This is a genomic window from Solihabitans fulvus, assembly GCF_008386585.1.
Lineage (GTDB): Bacteria > Actinomycetota > Actinomycetes > Mycobacteriales > Pseudonocardiaceae > Solihabitans > Solihabitans fulvus.
On record NZ_VUOB01000010.1, the window covers coordinates 370,094 to 388,535 of the forward strand.

19 protein-coding genes and 1 pseudogene are annotated in these 18,442 nt (G+C 72.8%); 11 read left to right on the forward strand and 9 right to left on the reverse strand.

The window, feature by feature from the left end:
• Positions 1-46 precede the first annotated feature (46 nt).
• Positions 47-922: a formyltetrahydrofolate deformylase gene (gene purU / locus F0L68_RS07370; protein ID WP_149848681.1), complete on the forward strand. Its 876-nt coding sequence runs from the start codon at positions 47-49 to the stop codon at positions 920-922.
• A gap of 14 nt (positions 923-936) precedes the next feature.
• A complete protein-coding gene (locus F0L68_RS07375) occupies positions 937-2,103 on the forward strand; it encodes an LOG family protein (protein WP_149848682.1) in 1,167 nt (388 codons plus the stop codon).
• 6 nt (positions 2,104-2,109) lie between these two features.
• Here F0L68_RS07375 and F0L68_RS07380 read toward each other — a convergent pair whose 3' ends face one another.
• Positions 2,110-2,445, reverse strand: coding sequence for a hypothetical protein (locus tag F0L68_RS07380; RefSeq protein WP_149848683.1), 336 nt, complete (start codon positions 2,443-2,445; stop codon positions 2,110-2,112).
• Between the two features lie 290 nt (positions 2,446-2,735).
• Between F0L68_RS07380 and F0L68_RS07385 the strand changes: the two genes are divergently transcribed.
• A complete protein-coding gene (locus F0L68_RS07385; protein ID WP_149848684.1) occupies positions 2,736-3,002 on the forward strand; it encodes a pentapeptide repeat-containing protein in 267 nt (88 codons plus the stop codon).
• 10 nt (positions 3,003-3,012) lie between these two features.
• Here the strand turns inward: F0L68_RS07385 and F0L68_RS07390 are convergent, their stop codons facing one another.
• Positions 3,013-3,549: a YbaK/EbsC family protein gene (locus tag F0L68_RS07390; RefSeq protein ID WP_438672252.1), complete on the reverse strand. Its 537-nt coding sequence runs from the start codon at positions 3,547-3,549 to the stop codon at positions 3,013-3,015.
• A 102-nt stretch (positions 3,550-3,651) separates the two neighbouring features.
• Between F0L68_RS07390 and F0L68_RS07395 the strand changes: the two genes are divergently transcribed.
• The gene (locus F0L68_RS07395) at positions 3,652-4,410 is read left to right on the forward strand and encodes a MerR family transcriptional regulator (protein WP_149848686.1); all 759 of its coding nucleotides are present in this window, start codon (positions 3,652-3,654) and stop codon (positions 4,408-4,410) included.
• 103 nt (positions 4,411-4,513) lie between these two features.
• Here the strand turns inward: F0L68_RS07395 and F0L68_RS07400 are convergent, their stop codons facing one another.
• The 4 genes from F0L68_RS07400 to F0L68_RS07415 all read right to left on the reverse strand — a co-directional run bounded on the left by F0L68_RS07400 (position 4,514) and on the right by F0L68_RS07415 (position 6,775).
• Positions 4,514-5,284: an alpha/beta fold hydrolase gene (locus F0L68_RS07400; protein WP_223198561.1), complete on the reverse strand. Its 771-nt coding sequence runs from the start codon at positions 5,282-5,284 to the stop codon at positions 4,514-4,516.
• Positions 5,281-5,577 (reverse strand): DUF2516 family protein, encoded by a 297-nt coding sequence (locus F0L68_RS07405; protein WP_276313839.1) that lies wholly within the window; start codon positions 5,575-5,577, stop codon positions 5,281-5,283. Before F0L68_RS07405 ends, F0L68_RS07400 begins: the two co-directional genes overlap by 4 nt.
• A gap of 98 nt (positions 5,578-5,675) precedes the next feature.
• Positions 5,676-6,338: a hypothetical protein gene (locus F0L68_RS07410; RefSeq protein WP_149848687.1), complete on the reverse strand. Its 663-nt coding sequence runs from the start codon at positions 6,336-6,338 to the stop codon at positions 5,676-5,678.
• A 56-nt stretch (positions 6,339-6,394) separates the two neighbouring features.
• Positions 6,395-6,775, reverse strand: coding sequence for a helix-turn-helix domain-containing protein (locus tag F0L68_RS07415; protein WP_223198562.1), 381 nt, complete (start codon positions 6,773-6,775; stop codon positions 6,395-6,397).
• A 124-nt stretch (positions 6,776-6,899) separates the two neighbouring features.
• Between F0L68_RS07415 and tgmC the strand changes: the two genes are divergently transcribed.
• The gene (gene tgmC, locus F0L68_RS07420; RefSeq protein WP_149848689.1) at positions 6,900-8,069 is read left to right on the forward strand and encodes an ATP-grasp peptide maturase system methyltransferase; all 1,170 of its coding nucleotides are present in this window, start codon (positions 6,900-6,902) and stop codon (positions 8,067-8,069) included.
• Between the two features lie 218 nt (positions 8,070-8,287).
• On the opposite strand, the pseudogene F0L68_RS44865 reads toward tgmC, so the two are convergent.
• Positions 8,288-8,449, reverse strand: a pseudogene (locus tag F0L68_RS44865) (DUF1272 domain-containing protein); the annotation flags it as partial.
• Positions 8,450-8,552: 103 nt separating this feature from the next.
• On the opposite strand from F0L68_RS44865, the gene F0L68_RS07430 reads away from it, so the two are divergent.
• Positions 8,553-10,544, forward strand: coding sequence for an NACHT domain-containing protein (locus tag F0L68_RS07430; RefSeq protein ID WP_223198563.1), 1,992 nt, complete (start codon positions 8,553-8,555; stop codon positions 10,542-10,544).
• 20 nt (positions 10,545-10,564) lie between these two features.
• On the opposite strand, the gene F0L68_RS07435 is transcribed toward F0L68_RS07430, so the two are convergent.
• A complete protein-coding gene (locus F0L68_RS07435) occupies positions 10,565-12,874 on the reverse strand; it encodes an ABC transporter permease (RefSeq protein ID WP_188316435.1) in 2,310 nt (769 codons plus the stop codon).
• Between the two features lie 181 nt (positions 12,875-13,055).
• Here F0L68_RS07435 and F0L68_RS07440 point away from each other — a divergent pair, with 181 nt between their 5' ends.
• Positions 13,056-13,574: a CGNR zinc finger domain-containing protein gene (locus tag F0L68_RS07440; protein ID WP_188316436.1), complete on the forward strand. Its 519-nt coding sequence runs from the start codon at positions 13,056-13,058 to the stop codon at positions 13,572-13,574.
• 12 nt (positions 13,575-13,586) lie between these two features.
• Here F0L68_RS07440 and F0L68_RS07445 read toward each other — a convergent pair whose 3' ends face one another.
• Positions 13,587-14,792, reverse strand: coding sequence for a DUF445 domain-containing protein (locus tag F0L68_RS07445; RefSeq protein ID WP_149848761.1), 1,206 nt, complete (start codon positions 14,790-14,792; stop codon positions 13,587-13,589).
• A gap of 80 nt (positions 14,793-14,872) precedes the next feature.
• Here F0L68_RS07445 and F0L68_RS07450 point away from each other — a divergent pair, with 80 nt between their 5' ends.
• From F0L68_RS07450 to F0L68_RS07460, 4 genes are all read left to right on the forward strand, one after another.
• Entirely contained in the window at positions 14,873-16,045 is a 1,173-nt protein-coding gene (locus F0L68_RS07450; protein ID WP_149848690.1) for a pyridoxal phosphate-dependent aminotransferase, read from the forward strand.
• An 82-nt stretch (positions 16,046-16,127) separates the two neighbouring features.
• Entirely contained in the window at positions 16,128-16,691 is a 564-nt protein-coding gene (locus tag F0L68_RS07455) for an RNA polymerase sigma factor (protein ID WP_223198564.1), read from the forward strand.
• Positions 16,688-16,843, forward strand: coding sequence for a hypothetical protein (locus F0L68_RS42215; RefSeq protein ID WP_188316437.1), 156 nt, complete (start codon positions 16,688-16,690; stop codon positions 16,841-16,843). Before F0L68_RS07455 ends, F0L68_RS42215 begins: the two co-directional genes overlap by 4 nt.
• A 314-nt stretch (positions 16,844-17,157) precedes the next feature.
• A complete protein-coding gene (locus F0L68_RS07460) occupies positions 17,158-18,144 on the forward strand; it encodes a hypothetical protein (protein WP_149848691.1) in 987 nt (328 codons plus the stop codon).
• The last annotated feature ends 298 nt before the right edge of the window (positions 18,145-18,442 follow it).

Sequence of the window (18,442 nt, forward strand, 5' to 3'; positions counted from 1 at the left end):
AGCACCGACCAGCAGCGCTGAACGCCGCCTGGAAGACTGCACAGCCGTGCCAGCCCCCGAACGCCGCTTCGTGATCACCTTCGGTTGCCCCGACCGCACCGGCATCGTGGCGAGGATCGCCTCGTTCCTCGCCGACGCGGGCGGCTGGATCGTGGAGGCGGCCTATCACACGGATCCGGACAGGGGCTGGTTCTTCACCCGCCAGGAGGTGCGCGCCGACTCGCTGCCGTTCGGCGTCGACGAGCTGCGCGCCCGCTTCGGCGACATCGCCAGGGAGCTCGGCGCGGTCACGGACTGGCGGGTGACCGACACCGGGGAGCGCCGCAGGGTGGTGATCCTGGTGTCCAAGGAGTCGCACTGCCTGTACGACCTGCTCGGCAGGGTCGCCTCCGGCGAGCTGGACGTCGACGTGTCGGCGGTGATCGGCAACCACGCAGGGCTCGCCGACATCACCAAGGCGCACGGCATCCCGTTCCACCACGTGCCGTTCCCCACCGCCGACCCCGAGGGCCGGCAGGCGGCGTTCGCGCAGCTGCGGCAGCTGGTCGACCGGCACGACCCGCACGCGGTGGTGCTGGCCAGGTTCATGCAGGTGCTGCCACCCGAGCTGTGCGCGGACTGGGCGGGGCGGGCGCTGAACATCCACCACAGCTTCCTGCCCTCGTTCGTCGGGGCGCGGCCCTACCACCAGGCGCACCGGCGCGGCGTGAAGCTGGTCGGCGCGACCTGCCATTACGTCACGGCCGACCTGGACGCCGGGCCGATCATCGAGCAGGACGTGATCAGGGTCAGCCACGGCGACTCGATCGGCGACATGGTGCGCAAGGGCCGCGACATCGAGAAGGTCGTGCTGGCGCGCGGGCTGCGCTGGCACCTGGAAGACCGCGTTCTGGTGCACGGCAACCAGACCGTGATCTTCTGACCTACGCTTCGGCCATGCGCACCGAGATCGGCGACCTGCCCACGTTACGCACGCACCGGGACGCCGGCCGCGACCTGCGCCACACCGTGCTGATCGGGCTGGACCTCACCGGGCCCGAGGACGACGCGCTGCTGCGCACGGCGCTGGACGGCGCGCTGCTGCTGGGCTGCCGGCTGACGTCCCGCTCGCGGGAACGCGCTGAGGCTGCGGGCGCGCTGCTGTTCCCCGACATTCCCGAGCTGCCCTACCAGGTCTACCGGGCGCGGCTGTACACGCCGGACGAGCTGTTCGCCGGCTTCGACCCGGCCGAGCCGGGGTCCTACGCCGGGACGCTGGACGCCAGTGTCTACCGGTATAGCCGGGACCAGGGCGCGCAGCCGGATCCGTTGCACGCCTTGGCACAGCGGCTGCACGACCACTCGATCACGGCGGCGCTGGACGATCTGCTCACCAGGTGCGCGGCGGCCGGGCGCGGCGGTCCCGTCGCGGTGATGGGCGGGCACGCGATGGCCAGGGGCTCGGCCGAGTACCGGGACGCCGTCGCGCTCGGCGTCGCGCTCGGGCGCAGCCCGGCCAGGTTCACCGTGCTCACCGGGGGCGGGCCAGGCGCGATGGAGGCGGTCCCGCTCGGCGTGCGGCTGCGTGACGCCGATCAGTCCACTGTGGATAGTGCATTGGCGAAACTTGGCACTGTGCCGACCTTCGGCAACGGCGGGACCACCGTGGATCCCGCCGCCGTCGGCGCGTGGCTGGCCGCCGCGCCCACCCTTCCCGCCGGAGAGGCCGACGCGGACGACCTGCCCCGCACCATCGGCATCCCGACCTGGTTCTACGGCCACGAGCCGCCGAACCCGGCCTGCGAGGCGCACGCCAAGTACTTCGCCAACTCGGTGCGCGAGGACGGCCTGCTCACGGTGGCCACCGGCGGCGTGGTCTACACCCCGGGCAGCGCGGGCACCGTGCAGGAGGTGTTCCAGGACTACAGCCAGAACCACTACGGCTCGGTAGGCCCGGCGGCCCCGATGGTGTTCCTGGGCAAGGACTTCTGGGTCAACGAGGTGCCGGCCGCGCCGCTCGTGCAGCAGCTGGCCAGGGGCCGCGACGCGGAACGGTGGATCCTGGTCACCGACGACATCGCCGAGGCCGTCGAGCTCCTGGAGGAGTACGAGGCGCAGCGCTGACCCGGATCAGTCAGCGCACAGAAGGACGCCACGGGCTCCGTGCGCCTGCGGTTCGGCTGGCACATCGCGCTGCGGCTCGGCCTCGGCGTCGCGGTGGTGGCCGGCGCGACTGGGCTGTTGTGGCGGTGGAGCCTCGCCGGGTTGACCGGCCAGCAAGCGCCAACGGCCTCGAACAAGTTCGACCTGATCAAGATCGCGCTCACCGTGACCGGCGGCATCGGCGGTGTCGTTTTCCTGATGATCGCCTACCGCAAGCAGCGACTCGGCAAGGCCGCCGAGCTGCGCGAAGACACCAAGCTGTTCAACGAGCGGTTCACAAAGGCCACCGAACAGCTCGGCCACGACGCGGCAGCCGTCCGCCTCGCCGGGGTGTACGCGGTGGCCGGGCTAGCCGATGACTGGGTGGCGCACCGTCAGACCTGTATTTCGGTGCTGTGCGCGTACCTGCGGATGCACTACGACCCAGAGAAGCCCGAAGAACTGCGCAAGTGGCACGGTGAGCGCCAAGTGCGCCACACGGTCGTGCGGTGCATCGGCGCACATCTGCGCCAGAATGCACGGGTGTCATGGCAGGGCCACGACTTCGACTTCACCAGAGCCGTCTTCGACGGCGGCGACTTCAGTAGGGCCGTATTCTCCAGCAGCAACGTTTCCTTCCGCGATGCTGTGTTCTCCGGCGCGTGGTCAACTTCTACGGTGCCAAGTTCTCCGGCGGCGAGGTCGACTTCCGCCGTGCCGAGTTCTCGGGCGGTGAGGTCGCCTTCTACGGTGCTGAGTTCTCGGGCGGCAAGGTCGATTTCAGAACATCTGCGACGTGGCAGGTGCCCCCTCGCTTCAATTGGTGGACGGCTGACGGTCCTCCCACCGGTCTGCTGTTGCCGCCGCAGGCGCCTGACTAGCCCCGACCGGTTAGCGCCCGAGGCCGGGCACGACCTCCGCGCCGGGCAGCCCGGCGAGGACGTCCCCAGGCACGAACAGCTTGCTGTGCCGCACGCCGCTGCCGATCACCAGTTCGGGGGCCGCGGCGACGGCCTCGTCGACCAGGATCGGCCACTCCGGCGGCAGCCCGACCGGCGTGATGCCGCCGTAGGCCATGCCGGTGCGCCGCACGGCCTCGTCCATCGGCGCGAACGACGCCCGCCGCGCGTCCAGCCGCCGCCGGACCAGGCCGTTCACGTCGGCTCGCGTGGTCGCGAGCACGAGGCACGCGGCGTACCGGACGTCGTCGCCGCGCTTGCCGGCGACCACGACGCAGTTGGCGGACGCGGTGAGTGGCACTCCGTACCTCTCGCAGAACGCGGCCGTGTCCGCGAGTTCCGGATCGATCTCGGCGACGCCGAGGCGGGCCGCGTCCAGTTCCTCGATGGCCTTGGCGACGGGGGCGGCGAGCAGGTCGAGCCGCTCGGCGGCGGGCAGGACGTCGAGGACGCCGGCGATGGTCCACACGAACGAGATCCTGCCAGGCCTGCGTTGACTTTGCCGCTACGTCAACCTTTACCGTGGTTCTCGGGCCGGACGGACCGGCCCGACACGGAGACGGGACTGGTCATGGCGTGGTCGATCGCGCAGGTCGCGCGCATGTCGAAGGTGACATCGCGGACCCTGCGGCACTACGACTCGATCGGGCTGCTGACGCCCGCCTGGGTGGGCGACAACGGCTATCGCCACTACGAGCAGGAGCAACTGTTTCGGCTGCAACAGATCCTGTTGCTGCGCGAGCTGGGGCTCGGGCTCGACGCGATCGGCGAGATCCTGGACGGCCGGCACGAGACGGTCGCGGTGCTGCGCAACCACCTCCGGTGGCTGCGCGAGGAGCAGCGCAGGCTCGGCACGCTGGCCGCGACCGTGTCGAACACCATCAACCAGTTGGAAGGAGGTGACATCGTGGCACCGGACGATTTGTTCGAGGGCTTCGACACCGAGCGGCAGGCCAGGTACGAGGCCGAGCTGGTCGAGCGGTTCGGCGAGGGCGCGCAGGCGCACATCGATGAGACCAGGCGCAAGCGGGCGGGCTGGACGAAGCAGGACTACGACGGCTTCCAGCGCGAGGTCGTGGAGCTCGACGAGGGCTTCGCGGCCCTGCTGGACGCCGGGGTCCCGCCGACGGACCCGCGCGCGCAGGAGCTGACGGAGCGGCACTACCGCTTCGTGTGCAGGTCGTGGACGCCCAACGCCAAGTCCTACGCCGGACTCGGCCAGCTCTACGTCGACAGCCCCGAGTTCCGCGAGCGGTACGAGAACATCCGCGGCGGGCTCGCCGAGTACCTGCGCGACGCCATGGCGGCGTACGCGGAGACCCGGCTGTAGGGGCTACTGATCGGCGACACGGCCGTCGCTGAAGAAGGCCAGGCGAGACGTCTCGGGGAGCCGCGGACCCCCGAGGCCAGCGCCTGCCAGGAACCGCGCGGCGTCACGCCCCGTCGAGGAAGCCGGTGAGCAGGGCGCGGACCTCGCGGCGGTGGGTGATCAGCGGGGCTGGCGACGGCAGCGCCTCGAACCGGGCGGCGGGCAGTGCCCTCGCCGTGGCTCTGGCCACCTCCTCGGGATGCAGCGGGTCACCCGTTGCGGCGATCACCAGGACGGGTGTGCGCACGTCGGCGAGCGCGGCGGCGTCGGTCAGCGGGCTCTGCTCCGGCAGCGTGCGCAGCGCGGCGGCGAGCCTGGTCAGGGCGGCGGTCCTGGCCTCGACGTAGTCGCCGACCGGGACGCCGGGCGGCAGTTCGCCCGCGACCAGCTCGCGCAGGCCGGCCAGGTCGTGCGCGTCGACGGCGTCGGCCATTCGTTCCAGCGCCCACACCGCCGGCGTGGACCTCGGGCGGTCCAGCGCGGCCGGCAGCAGCAGGGCCACCCGGTCGAAGCGGTCGCCCTGCTCGGCGAGCAGGCGGGTCAGCGCGCCGGAGCCGAGCGAGACGCCGACCGCGCGGGTCGCCTCGACCCGGTCGGCGACCTCGGCCAGGTCGGCGGCGATGGTGGGGTAGGTCCAGTAGCCGTCCGGGGCGTCGGGCGCGTCGCCGTGCGACGGCAGGGTCAGCACGACCCTGGTGCCGGCGAGCCCGGAGGCCGGGATGCGCGCCTCGCCCTGGGTGGCGCCGAGGCCGGGGGCGACCAGCGTCACCGGAAGGCCGCTGCCGTGCGCGCGCCAGGTCAGGCCGCTGCGCAGGGAGTTCGCGGTCTCCGTCACCACTTGGGGCCGCGTTGGACCTCGTTCAGCTTGGGCCGCACGTCCACGAGGTAGACCAGCACGGCGACCAGGCCGGCGATCCAGAACATCGCGCCGAGGCTGCTCGGCGAGAACAGCACGAGCCCGGCGGTGCCACCTGCGGTGATGCCAAGCCAGGCCGGCTTGGTCATCCGCTCCGCGGCGGGGTACGCGTCGGCCCGCTGCTTGAGGGCGTGCAGGAATGCGAAGACCCCCACCGGGATCGCGGCCCAGTAGATGACCGTCATTACCCACCAGTCGACGCCATAATGCACGTCTCCAGCCTACGTGCACCGCCCGCCGACGCCCACCGGCGACCGACCGCGCGGGAGCGGGACCGGCCCTTGACCGGTCCCGTTCGCCTCGCCACGGACTACTTCTCGGTGTCGGCCTTCTCGGTGCTGGCCTTGGTGGCGCGGGCCGCTGGCTTGCGCGGCGTGGTGCGCGCGGCGGCCTTGCGGGTGGCCGCGCGGGTCTCGTCGGCGACCTCGCCGGCCGCGGTCACCACGGCCTCGGCGGCGTCCTCGGCGACCTTCTCGGTGGCCGAGGCGACCTTCTCGCCGGTGACGCGGGTGCGCCTGCTGACCTTGCCGAGCACGTCGTCGGCCAGCACGCGGGCCTCGCCTGCGGCCTCCTCGACGCGGTGCTGCGCCACGTCCACGGCGTCGCCGACCTGCTCGAAGGCGCGCTTGAGCTGCGGCTGGGTGCGCAGCCGGTCCAGCGTCTCCTCGCCGCGCTCGGCGAGGTACTGGTAGAGGTGCAGCGCGGACTGGGTGTAGGCGTCGAGCAGCTTGCGCAGCTCGGCCGGGTCCAGCTTGTCGCGCAGGCCGCCGAAGTCGGTCGGCAGCTCGTCGACGGCGGACTTCGCGGCGCCTGCGCGCTCGTCGAGGCGGCTCTTGGCCTTGCTGAGCGCGTCGATCACGGCCTTGGCGGCGAGGTCACCGGCGCCGAGGGCGGCGAGCAGCGGGGTGCGCGCGGCTGCGGCGGCCTGCTCCCCGGCCTTGCGCAGTTCCTCCGTGGAGGGCAGGTTCGACATCGAGATCACTCCTCGTTCGTGGTCCGTTGTGCGGGTTCCGATCCGTCCACAGTGGATTATTCCATTGTGGACAGTCGAGCGGCGTTCTCCCGCCGGAAGGATTCGTACACGTCGAGCAGCACCTGTTTCTGCCGCTCGGTGAGATCGGGGTCGGCGGCGACGGCGTCGACGAGCGCGCCGCCGTCCCGCTGCTCCAGGATCCCGGCCTGCACGTAGAGCGCCTCGGCCGAGATCCGCAGGCCCTTGGCGATCTGTTGCAGGATCTCCGCGCTCGGCCTGCGCAGACCCCGTTCAATCTGACTGAGGTAGGGATTGGACACGCCGGCGAGCTTTGCCAACTGCCGCAACGAGATCTGCGCGTTGCCGCGCTGCTGGCGGATGTAGTCGCCGATGTCCCTACCGAGGTCGGCGACCGCCTTGTCTATCGACTTGTCCACCGCGATCGCCTCCCTTGCCTCGCCTTCGACGGTACGCGCGAGTGCTAGCTCCTGCAAGCGGGGTGCTAGCACGAGGCGACGTGGGCTGCCCCACAGAGCTACCGTGGGGTTGAGGCGATGCCCCATGCGCGACAGGCTCGACGACCGGACCGACCAGCTGCGCGAGCAGCTGGTCAGGTCCATGCTCTCCACCGGCGCGCTGCACGATCCGCGCTGGTCGGCGGCGTTCCGCGCGGTGCGCAGGCACGCGTTCCTCCCCAGGTTCCTGCAACAGCGCCAGGACGGCGAGTGGGAGATCGTCGACCGCTCGCACCCCAGGTGGCTGGCCAGGATCTACGAGGACCGGGTCAGGGTCACCCAGCTCGACAACGACGACACCGCGTGGGCCGAGGCCGAGCGGGACGGCAGCGTGCCCGGCACGCCGACCTGCTCGTCCAGCATGCCGACGATCATGGCGATCATGCTCGAGCTGCTCGACGCGCACGCGGGCGACCGGGTGCTGGAGATCGGCACCGGCACCGGCTACAACGCGGCGCTGCTGTGCCACGTGCTGGGCGACGAGCTGGTCACCACCGTCGACGTCGACGCGGGGCTGCTCGCCGGCGCGCGGGAGCGGCTGGCCGAGGCCGGCTATCACCCGACGTGCGTCGCGGCGGACGGCGCGGACGGCGTCCCGGCGCGCGCCCCCTACGACCGGGTGCTGTGCACGTGTGCGGTGTCGCGGATCCCGCCCGCCTGGCTCGCGCAGACCGTCCCCGGCGGCCTGGTGGTGACCACGCTGAACCGGCCGATCGGCGCCGGGCTGGTGCGGATCGTGGCCGGCGACGGCGCGACTGGCCAGGGCAGGGTGTTGGCCGAGGACGGCCGGTTCATGCCGCTGCGGGCGCACCGGCTCGACGAGGTGGGCGCGCTGCTCGACCCCGCGCAGCTGGACGGCGTCACCGAGTCGAGGCCGACGGACCTCGCGGCCGACGCGGTGCTCAACCCCGGCAGCGCCTTCGAGTTCTTCGCCGGTCTCGCCCTGCCGGACGTGGTGGCAGGCCAGGGCGGGCACGGCAGGACGTGGCTGGCCCACCCGGACGGCTCGTGGGTCCGGCTCCGCGCAACGGGCGACGGCGAGCACACCGTCGAGCAGGGCGGCCCGCGCAGGCTGTGGGATCTCGCCGAGGCGGCCTACGAGCAGTGGTGCGAGCTGGGCAGGCCGCGCAGGGACCGGTTCGGCATCACGGTGTCCTGCGAGATCCAGGAGCTGTGGCTGGACGAACCGACCGACCCGCACCGGTGGCCGTTGTAGTCCCCGCATGTCATGAAGGTCCCGTCAAGACACCCAACGTGTTGACGGGACCCTTCATGACATCCTCGGTCAGGCGGTTGTCGGCTCCGCGCACCTCGGGTTCGGTCCGACGCGGACCGTCGACGCCGGGAAGCGCTCCAGGAGCGCTGCCCGGCGGGCGGCCTGCGGGTGAACTCGCCGCCGCAGTTCGGGCAGACGCCGTTCAGCCGGTCGTTCACGCAGGTCTCGCAGAACGTGCACTCGAACGAGCAGATCAGCGCCTCGGTCGAGGTCGGCGCGAGGTCCCGGTCGCAGCACTCGCAGTTCGGACGCATGTCGAGCATCGACGCCTCGCGGGGCTCGGGCGCGTCGCCGCGCAGCGTGGTGGCCGCCTCGACCATATCGGCCCGCGCGGCCGGGCCGCCAACTGCGCCAACGAGTGAAAAATAATGACACGGTCGGGTGAAACCGCAGCGTGCGCGGGTTGTGGGTCATGATGCCTCGGTGTCACGCATCCGACAGCAGGCCGTCGTCGTTGGCTGTGTGCTGGCCGCGCTCCTCGCCATGGCCGGCCTGTTCGTCACCGACTACGGCATCGACCCGACCACCTGGCTGGCCGGTGCCGTCACGGCGTTCCTGCTGTTCCTCGCGACCCTGGACCCGTGGCTGCACCGCCACCGCGCGCACGGGCTGAGCACCGACCAACACCTCGACACCGCAGCCGAGGCCCTCGCCGTCGCGCTGCACAGCCAGTGGCAGGCCGAGTGCCGGACGCGCGGGCTGGCCGGCCCCCAGCTGCTCGACCTGCGCTGGACGGCGACGGACCTGCCGGTCAGCGACGCGCCGCCCGCGCAGGCCGGCCGCAGCGACGCCGTCGTCGGCGCGTTCGAGCGGCAGGCCGGCAGGCGCATGGTGCTGATCGGCGAGCCGGGCTCCGGCAAGAGCACGGTCGCGATGCTGCTCACCATCGGGCTGCTCGACCGCAACGCCGACGGCCAGATCCCGGTGCTGTTCCCGCTGTCCACCTGGGACCCCACCAGCGAGGACCTGCGCGCCTGGATGACCCGCAAGCTCTACGAGGACCACCCCGCGCTGCGCAACACCGAGCTGTACGGCAGCTACACCGCCGACCTGCTGATCGAGCGCCGCCGGATCTTCCCCGTCCTCGACGGCCTGGACACCATCCCGGCCAACCGGCGCGCCGAGGCCGTGCGCAAGATCAACCGGGCCGTGCCGCCGAGCGCTCCCCTGCTGCTGACCAGCAGGCGGGCCGAGTTCGCCGGCGCGGTCGCCGAGGCGGGCCGCATCCCCGGCGCGTCCGTCGTCGAACTCCAGCCGCTGGACCACGAGGAGGTAGCCGGCTACGTGCGGGCCAGCGCCGACGCGGTCACCGCGGCCCGCTGGGAACCGGTGTTCCTGCACCTGCGCGACGAGCCGAGCGGCCGGCTGGCCGACACGCTGTCCGTGCCGCTCACGCTGTGGCTGGCCAGCCAGGTCTACGGGACCGGCGCCGCCGAGCCGACCGAACTGCTCGACCGTGGCCGGTTCCCCGACCGCGCGGCGATCGAACGGCGGCTGGTCGACGGCCTGCTGCCGGTGCTCTTCGACCGCTGGCACGGCGGCGCGGAGGCCGATGGTCAGCTCGTCACGCCGGGACAGGCCGAACGCGCGCTGGCCTACCTCGCCGGCCAGCTGCGGGCCAGGGGCAGCCGCGAGTTCGCCTGGTGGGAGCTGCGCCGATCCGTGCCGCCGGTCCTGCTCACGGTGCTCGGCGCCGCGGCGCTCGGCCTGCTGTCCGCGTTCGGCGTCGCCTGGCTGATGACCTACGCCAGCTCGCCGAAGCTCGCGCCGGCGACCGGGCTCGGCGCGGGCTGCGTGATGGCCGCGCGGACCGTGTTCGTGTCCACCGCCAACTACCGGGCCCGCAGCGCGCGGCAGAAATCCGGGCTGTGGCGCAGCCTGCTGCTGTCCAGCCTGGTGCTCGGCACCGCAGTTGGCCTGGTGTTCGGCGCGCTGTACGGGCTGGACGCCGGGCTGGTCGTCGGGCTCGGCCTCGCGGTCGCCTCGGCGCTGCGGTTCGCGCTGGCCAGCTCGGCCGAGCTGACCAGGGCGTCCAGCCCGAAGGCGACGATGGCGCGGGACCGCGCGGTGGTGTGGGCGGGCTCGCTCGTGCTCGCCGTGGTGTTCGGGGCCGCGTCGGCGCTGGTGTTCGGCCCCTACCAGACCGGCATGGTCGGGCTCGGCTTCGTGTCCGGGCTGATGCTGGGGTTCGCGCTGTCGGTGCAGTCGCTGCGCTGGTGGTGGTTCACGGTGGCGCGGGCGTGGCTGGCGCTGCGCGGCAGGCTGCCCTGGCAGCTGATGGCCTTCCTCGAGGACGCGCACCGGCGAGGCGTGCTGCGTCAGGCCGGGTCCTGCTACCAGTTCCGGCACGCGCTGATCCAGGACCGCCTCGCCGACCGAAACACGTCCGCGTCCCGCGACGAGCTGAACGTCTAGAACGTCTATCTAGCGGGGGATCACTCGCTGCGGAGGCTGTCCTGGCGGACCGCGCCGCGCAGCGCCGGCAGCGTCAGCGCGGTCACCACCAGCACCAGCACGGTGGCCGCGCCGACGGTCAGCCCCACGTCCGGCCAGCCGATGTCGACGTGGTCGAACGCGTTCACCGCGGACTGAGTCCTGGACAGCGCGAGCACCACGAGATAGGCGATGCCGGAGCCGACCGGCACGGCCAGCGCCACCCCGATGCCCATCGCCACCGCGTTCTGCCACAGCGCGGCGAGCGCGAGCGTCCGCCTCGGCACGCCGGTCGCCACGAGCACCGCGACCTGCCTGCGGCGCTCACCCACCTGGTCGACGGCGGACACGGCCAGGCTGACCACCGCGAGCAGCGTCACCAGCGCCGATCCGCCGAGCACCCCGCCGCGCAGCGAGTCGAACAGGGCCACCTGCGCGCTGATCCCCGGCGAGTAGGGCCGAACGGCCCGGTCCACCCTGGCGGTCGCGGCGACCAGCCGGTCGACGAACTCGGCCGACGGGTCGCCGCGCGCGATCAGCTTGCCCGGCTGCACGCCGTCCATTGCGGGGTCGGCGCCCGCGGCCACCAGCAGCGTCCCGTCGGACAGGTGCTCGTCGACGTTGCGGCCCGGCCGCGAGACCTCGGTGTAGGCCCGCGCCACCCAGTCGACCCGCTGCGTAGGGTCGCCCGACTTGACCAGCCGGAACGCCGTGCCCGGCTGGATCGCCGCGCCGCCGCGCACCCGGTAGACCGCGCCTGGCCGGCAGTCCGGCACGCCGACCAGGTCGACCAGCTCGGCGCAGTCGGTGCTGATCAACCGGCCCAGCCCGCCGTCGGCCGAGTAGAACTCCCGGAACTCGCTGACCCGGCCAAGGCCGCCGACCAGCCCGACGCTCTCCTCGACGGCGCGGACCTCGGTGTGCGGGTCCAGGTAGAGCGCGACGCGCCCCCGCGTCGAGCCGTCCTCGGCGATCCGCTGGTCGATCGCGCCGTAGACCTGCGCCCCGGACGCCAGCAGCGCCTGGAGCGCGAGGCCGCCAGCCAGCACCACGACCACGCCGGACAGCACCCGCGCGCCCGCCGTGTCGAACCGCAGCTGCCGGACCCCGAGCAGCGCCGCGACCCCCGCAGGCCGCCAGCGCGCCGCGACCAGCCCCAGCAGCCACGGCAGCAGCGCGGCCGCGCCGGCCAAGACCAGCGCGATCCCGACGGCGGTCAGCGTGTTGTCGCCGGTGCCGCCGAACCCCTGCCAGCCGTGCTCGGAGGTCACCGACCTCGGCAACAACAGCACCAGCACGCCGCCGACCACCAGCGCCACCCGCCACCGGACGCGCCGCGCCACCGGCTCGGCCCCGCGCACCAGCCCCAGCGGGCCGACGTCGATGCCGTGCAGGGCCGCCAGCGCGGCGAGCACCGCGACCACCGGAACGGCCAGCACCACCAGGCCGCCGAGCACCGGGTCCGGCAGCAGGTCGGTCGGGAAGTAGCCGACCTGCTCCACCTCGACGAACCGGACCAGCGGCCGGGCCGCGAAGAACAGGGCGACGCCGACGAACACGCCGAGCACCGACCCGGCGAGGGACTCGCCGCTGGCGATCCGCCCGGTCTGCGCGCGGCCAGCGCCGGCGAGCCGGATCGCGGCCAGCCGCTGGGCCCGCGCCGACGCGCCGATCCGCGTCGCGACCAGCACGAAGATGCCGAGCGGCACCAGCAGCGCCACCGTCACCGCGACCAGCAGCAGCCGGTAGGTCGGCGGGATGTCCGGCGGCGTCCGGTGGTCGCCGAAGCCCCGCACGTCGACCGCCCCGGCGAGGTGGTTGGGCGCCAGCCCGGCGTAGAACAGCAGCTCCTTGGGCCTGCGCAGCCCGTCGTCGCCGATGATGCCGACGATCCGCTCCGGGAACTGCGCGCGCAGCCCCGCCGCGTCGCCGGAGTCGAGCAGGTCGGCAAGCGCAGGCGAGACCAACAGCTCGCCGGGGGCCGGAATCCGTTGCACGCCAGCGGGTTTCGGCGCGCCGTCGCCGGTCGGCGCGAGTTCCGCGCCGAGCACCCGTTGGCCGTGCCAGTCGATGGTGAGCTGGCGGACCTTCAGGCCGGCCCGCCCCGGGTCCGGCGCGCCGAGTTCCATGGTGCTCGCGCTGGCCCGCAACGCCTTCGCGTCCCGCGCTGGCCCGATCGAGGAGGCCAACAGCAGCACGGTCACCCCGAGCCCGACGCCGACCGCGGTGAGCGCCAGCCTGGCCCACGACGACCGGCCGCCGCCGACCGCCAGCCGGACCCCGAGCACCAGATCAGCAACCCACCCGCGCAAGCCAGCCAACTCCGCTCGTCGTGCCGGTCTCCTCCGCAACCAGAAATACCAGGAGATCCACTCGCGTGCCGCCACGATCGTTGGCCACATCGTTGGCCACTCGGGCAGTCCCGGCTGCCTCGGCAGGACCTCGGAGGTCACTTCCCGACATGATCACCCTGGTCCCGCCTACGATGTGGGGGTGACTGGTCTGGCTGCCGGCGTCAGCGCCGGGCAGGAATCCGGCTGGGACGCCGAGCACGATGTCGAGCTGCTGCTTGCCTTCCTCAACACCACGGACATCTCGCACGGCACCGACGTACTCGACACCGAGGCGAGATGGCGCGCCTGGGTCGCCGGGCGAAGCCTTGGGGTGGCGGGAAATCCCGGCAAGGCACGCGTCGTGCGCAACTCGCTGCGCGCGTCGGTCGGCGACCCGCGCGAGGAACGCAACGCGCGGGAGCTGGCCGGGACGATCCGGATCGAGCTGACCGACGGCGTGCCCATGCTCGCGGCCAAGGACGCCCTCGGCGCGGTGCTCGCCTCGGCCGCCCGGCTGGCCATGCTCGGCTACTGGGCGCGGTTCAAGATCTGCGCCGCCGAGGACTGCCGGTCCGCGTTCTTCGACCGCTCCCGCAACCGCTCCCGCACCTGGTGCTCCATGCAGGTGTGCGGCAACCGGGAGAAGGCGCGCAACTGGCGCGAACGCGCCAGGGCCTGACCTCCGGCACGGTCAGAACAGCAGCTGGGACACCGTGTAGATCACCAGGCCGGCGAGCGCGCCGACCACGGTTCCGTTGATGCGGATGAACTGGAGATCCCTGCCGACCTGCAACTCGATCTTGCGGGAGGTCTCCGTCGCGTCCCACCGCTCCACCGTGTCGGTGATCAGCGTGGTGATCTCGGCGCGGTAGTTGGACACGACGTAGGCGGCGACGCCCTCCAGCCAGCCGTCCACCTTGCCGCGCAGCTGGTCCTCGGTCGTGAGCTTCGACCCGAGCGACTCCAGCCCGTGGCGCACCCGCGTGCGCAGCTCGCTCGACGGGTCCTCGGCGGCGTCCAGCAGCATCTTCTTGGCGGTGCCCCACGCCGAGCCGACCAGGTTCTGCACCTCGGGGTGCGCCAGCACCTGCCGCTTGACCTGCTCGGCCCGCTCCATGGTGACCGGGTCGTGCTGGAGATCCTCGGAGAAGGTGATCAGGAACTGGTCGATGGCCAGCCGCATCGGGTGGTTCACGTCGGTCTTCACCGCCCACGCGAAGTTCACCAGCTCCAGGTACACCTTGTCCGCGAGCATCGAGTCGACGAACTTGGGCGACCAGCTCGGCGCGCGGTTGGACACGACCCGCATCACGGTGTCGTGGTTGGCCTGCACCCAGTCGAACGCCCGGTCGCACATCAGGTCGACCAGCTTGTGGTGCGCGCCGTCGGTCAGCACCTGGGACAGCAGCTTGCCGAGCGGCGGGCCCCACGGGTGCGCCATGATCCGGCTGACCAGCGCCTGCTCGACGACGGCCTGCACCTCGTCGTCCCGCAGGATCGTGACGGCGCCCCTGACCAGGTTCGCCAGCTCCGAGGTGACCCGCTCGGCGTTGTCCGGCACCGCGAGCCACCTGCCGAGCCGCCCGCCGACGTCCGCCCGACGCAGCTTGTCCCTGACCACGCCCTCGGCCAGGAAGTTGGTGCCGACGAACTCGCCGAGGTTGCTGCCGAGCGCGTCCTTGCGGGTCGGGATGATCGCGGTGTGCGGGATCGGCAGCCCGAGCGGGCGGCGGAACAGCGCGGTGACCGCGAACCAGTCAGCCAGCGCGCCAACCATGCCGGCCTCGGCGGCCGCCCTGACGTAGCCGACCCAGGCGGGCCCGCCAGCCTCCTGGCTCCTGGCCACCAGGAAGATCACCGTCGCCGCGACGAGAAAGCCCGACGCGACCAGTTTCATCCGCCGCAGATCCCGCCGTTTGGCCGCATCCGCCGCACTCAGTTGCTCCACGACCTCATTGTCCGTGATGATCCTCGGTTGTGCGGGTACCAGCGCTTGTCTCTCGACTTCAGCCGTTCACCTCGACGATCTTCGCGGAGATGACCGCGTTGGCCCAGCGCACCGGGGCGGTGAACCTCGGCCAGGGCTTTCCCGACACCGACGGGCCCGCCGGCATGCTGGCGGCCGCGCGGCAGGCGATCTCCGACGGCGTCAACCAGTACCCGCCCGGCCCCGGCATGCCCGAGCTGCGCAGGGCCGTGTCCGAACACCGGACCCGCTACGGCACCGAGTACAACCCGGACACCGAGGTACTCGTGACGGTCGGGGCGACCGAGGCGATCGCGGCCTCGCTGCTCGCGCTGGTCGAGCCCGGCGACGAGGTGGTGCTGATCGAGCCGTACTACGACTCCTACGCCGCTGCGGTCGCGCTGTCCGGGGCGACCCGCCGGACCGTGTCGCTGGTCGAGGACCCGGTGACGGGGCGGTTCGCGCTCGACCCAGCCGCGCTGCGCGCCGCGATCGGCCCGCGCACCCGCGCGCTGCTGCTGAACACCCCGCACAACCCGACCGGCACCGTGCTCACCAGGGCCGAGCTGACCGCCGTCGCCGAGCTGTGCGTCGCGAACGACCTGATCGCGATCACCGACGAGGTGTACGAGCACCTGGTCTTCGACGGCGGCGAGCACATCCCGCTGGCCACGCTGCCTGGAATGGCCGAGCGGACGCTGGCGATCTCCAGCGCCGGCAAGACGTTCAACTGCACCGGCTGGAAGATCGGCTGGGTGTGCGGGCCCTCGGAGCTGGTGTCGGCGGTGCGGGCGGCCAAGCAGTACCTCACCTTCGTCGGCGGCGCCCCGTTCCAGCCTGCCGTCGCGCACGCGCTGCGCACCGAGCTGGCCTGGGTGGACGGCCTGCGCGACGACCTGGCCCGCAAGCGGGACCGGCTGTCGGAGGGCCTGCGCGAGGCGGGCTTCGGGGTCCGGCAGTGCGAGGGCACCTACTTCGTGTGCGCGGACGTGCGGCCGCTCGGCTTCGCCGACGGCGCGGAGCTGTGCTGGCAGCTGCCGGAGCGGATCGGCGTCGCCGGCGTGCCGGTGCAGGTGTTCACCGACCACAAGGAGCCGTGGCGGCACCTCGTGCGGTTCGCCTTCTGCAAGAAGGACGAGGTGCTGGACGAGGCGCTGCTCCGGCTGCACAAGCTGGCCTCCTGACGCGGCCGAACCCGGCCTGACACGATCGGGCGGTGTGCCGCCGGGCGCGGATCCGAAGATCGTCGCGCCGCTTCCAAACGGCATGCGGGAACAGACGACAGCGGACCTGGTCGCCATGGCCGGCGCGGGCGACCAGGATGCCTGGCAGGAGCTCGTCCGGCGGCACCTCGGCCTGGTCTGGTCGGTCGCCAGGTCGTTCCGGCTGAGCGAGAACGACGCGGCCGACGTCTGCCAGCACACCTGGCTCGCCCTGGTGCGGCACCTGGATCAGCTGCGCGAGCCGGCGCGGCTGGCGGCCTGGCTGGTCACCACAGCGCAGCGGGAGTCGCTGCGGGCGTTGGCCGCCGGGGTGCGCGAGACGCCGGTCGAGCAGTGGACGACGCCATGGGACGAGGAGTCCCGCCCGGAGGACTCGGTGCTGACCGGCGAGCGGGCGGCCGCGCTGTGGCGGTTGTTCACCGGGCTGCCCGAGCGCTGCCAACGCATCCTGCGTTTCGTCGCCTACTCGCCGGAGCTGAGCTACACCGAGGTGGCCGACGCGCTCGGCATCCCCGTCGGCAGTCTCGGCCCGACCCGCGCCCGCTGCCTGGCCGCGCTGCGGCAGCGGGCGCTGACCGCCGGCGTGCTCGAGGAGGCCGTCCGATGACGGAGCAGGGCGCGCGCCCGTGTGCCGCGAACCGTCCGCTGCTGGACGAACTGGCCGGCCTGTTCGAGCGGCTGGATCCGCCGCCGGACGGAATCCTGCTCGCGGCGCTCGGGGCGTATCCGCTGGCCGACAAGGATTCCCCGGCGACGTGACGACCCGGCTTGCTGTCCATCGGGGACTGTGTCGCCGCGACGCTCACTCTGTGTTGTCCCGGGGTCCATCGTGGACCCGGTCCGGCTGGCGCAGTCGAGTCCACACAGGACTGCCCGCGCGAAACGCCCGCAAAACAAGGGACACAGACAGTAGTTGATCACCTCGCGGGTTACCCGGACAGCCGCACCAGACCGCCCTTCCGAGTGGTTCCCGCCAGGGACGTACGCAAAAACCGTGACCAGTGCTAGACATACACCATCGCCGACGTGGGCAGACACGTTACGCCGACGATGAGGAGACGGTGGTGATACCCGTGGCCAGCTCAGGTGAGGCGCGCGCGAACAACGCACGCCTGCGCCGCCTAGTGCTGCGGACGCTGACCGTCGGCGGGCTCGCCGCGCTGGCCTGGCTCGGTGGCGCGGCCATCGCGTCGGCGAGCACCGGGGCCTCCTCGTCCGGCCAGACCTCGTCGGCCGTCGGCCACGACAGCACGAGCCAGGGCGCCGCACGCCCGAGCACCGCCGGCCAGTACGCGGCCGATCCGGGCACGGCGAGCCGGCCCTCCGCCGCGTCGACCGCCCCCGCTTCGACCGGTGCCGGCCGAGGCGGCGCGGCCCCGGCGGCGGTCAGCACCGCGACCGGCACGTGGACCGACGCGGTCGCCGGCCTCACCGACCCGGTGCTCGGCGGCCCGACCACCCCGGCGTCGTCCGGCGGCGGCTCCACCGGCGGCCCGGCCGGCAACAGCGCGAGCGGCGGTGCCGTGCAGGTGCTGCCACAGCCCACGGACCAGGCGTCCCCGGACCCGAGCATCGGCCGCAGCGGATCGAGCACCCAGGGCACCGTGTCCAACAGCGTGCCGCCCCGCGCGGCCACACCGGCCCAACCACCGGCGCCCAGCCTCCCAGCGCCGGTCGCGGCCGCCGCGCCGACGCAGCCGACACCCGCAGCCTCCACGGCCGCGACTCGGCCTGCGCCGCTCGCGCCTGCCGAGGCCCGGCAGTCCCGGCCGTCGGAGGCCGCCGCCGCGCCCTCGGCCGAGCAGGCGCCCGGCGTCGAGGACAGCGCCACGCACCCGTCGCCGGTGTCGGTGCCGGGCCCGCAGCCGGCTCAGTCGCCGTCCGCGTCCTCGGGTTCGGCCGGCACCCACCAGTACCAGTCCGGTTCGCGCGGCGGTCAGACCGGCGTGCCGACCGCGACCACCACGCTCGGGCCGCCGGTCAGCTGCGGCGTCGAGCAGGTGCGCGGCCACGGTTCGCCGCGCGCCATCCCCGGCCTGCCGAGCACCTCGCCGGACTGACCCGACCCATCACCCACGGCACCGGTCTGCCCTACGCACTCGGGCGGGACCGCGTCTGCGCAGGGTGACACCGTGCGCGGCCGGCAGTCGCCGACCGTTCGCAGCGCCCCTTCATCGACCTCCTGGCTTCCCGACCTGCCACCGCGCCCGGTCAGGTCGGGCACTGGCCCCGGCGCCGCGTTGCCCCCGCGGCGCCGGGGCCCCTAAAAAGCCATTTCGACGCACGGCAGTCACCAATCCGTCCGGCACACCGAGGGGCTGTGCCGGCCCCCGTTTCGGGCCCGTAGCGCGACCTCCC

Excerpts from the sequence above, each read along its gene's own strand:
- F0L68_RS07445 (WP_149848761.1), bottom strand. The coding sequence starts at position 14,792 with ATGAAACTGGTCGCGTCGGGCTTTCTCGTCGCGGCGACGGTGATCTTC.
- F0L68_RS07395 (WP_149848686.1), top strand. The coding sequence starts at position 3,652 with ATGGCGTGGTCGATCGCGCAGGTCGCGCGCATGTCGAAGGTGACATCG.
- F0L68_RS07410 (WP_149848687.1), bottom strand. The coding sequence starts at position 6,338 with ATGTCGAACCTGCCCTCCACGGAGGAACTGCGCAAGGCCGGGGAGCAG.
- F0L68_RS07375 (WP_149848682.1), top strand. The coding sequence starts at position 937 with ATGCGCACCGAGATCGGCGACCTGCCCACGTTACGCACGCACCGGGAC.
- F0L68_RS07455 (WP_223198564.1), top strand. The coding sequence starts at position 16,128 with ATGCGGGAACAGACGACAGCGGACCTGGTCGCCATGGCCGGCGCGGGC.
- F0L68_RS42215 (WP_188316437.1), top strand. The coding sequence starts at position 16,688 with ATGACGGAGCAGGGCGCGCGCCCGTGTGCCGCGAACCGTCCGCTGCTG.
- tgmC (WP_149848689.1), top strand. The coding sequence starts at position 6,900 with ATGCGCGACAGGCTCGACGACCGGACCGACCAGCTGCGCGAGCAGCTG.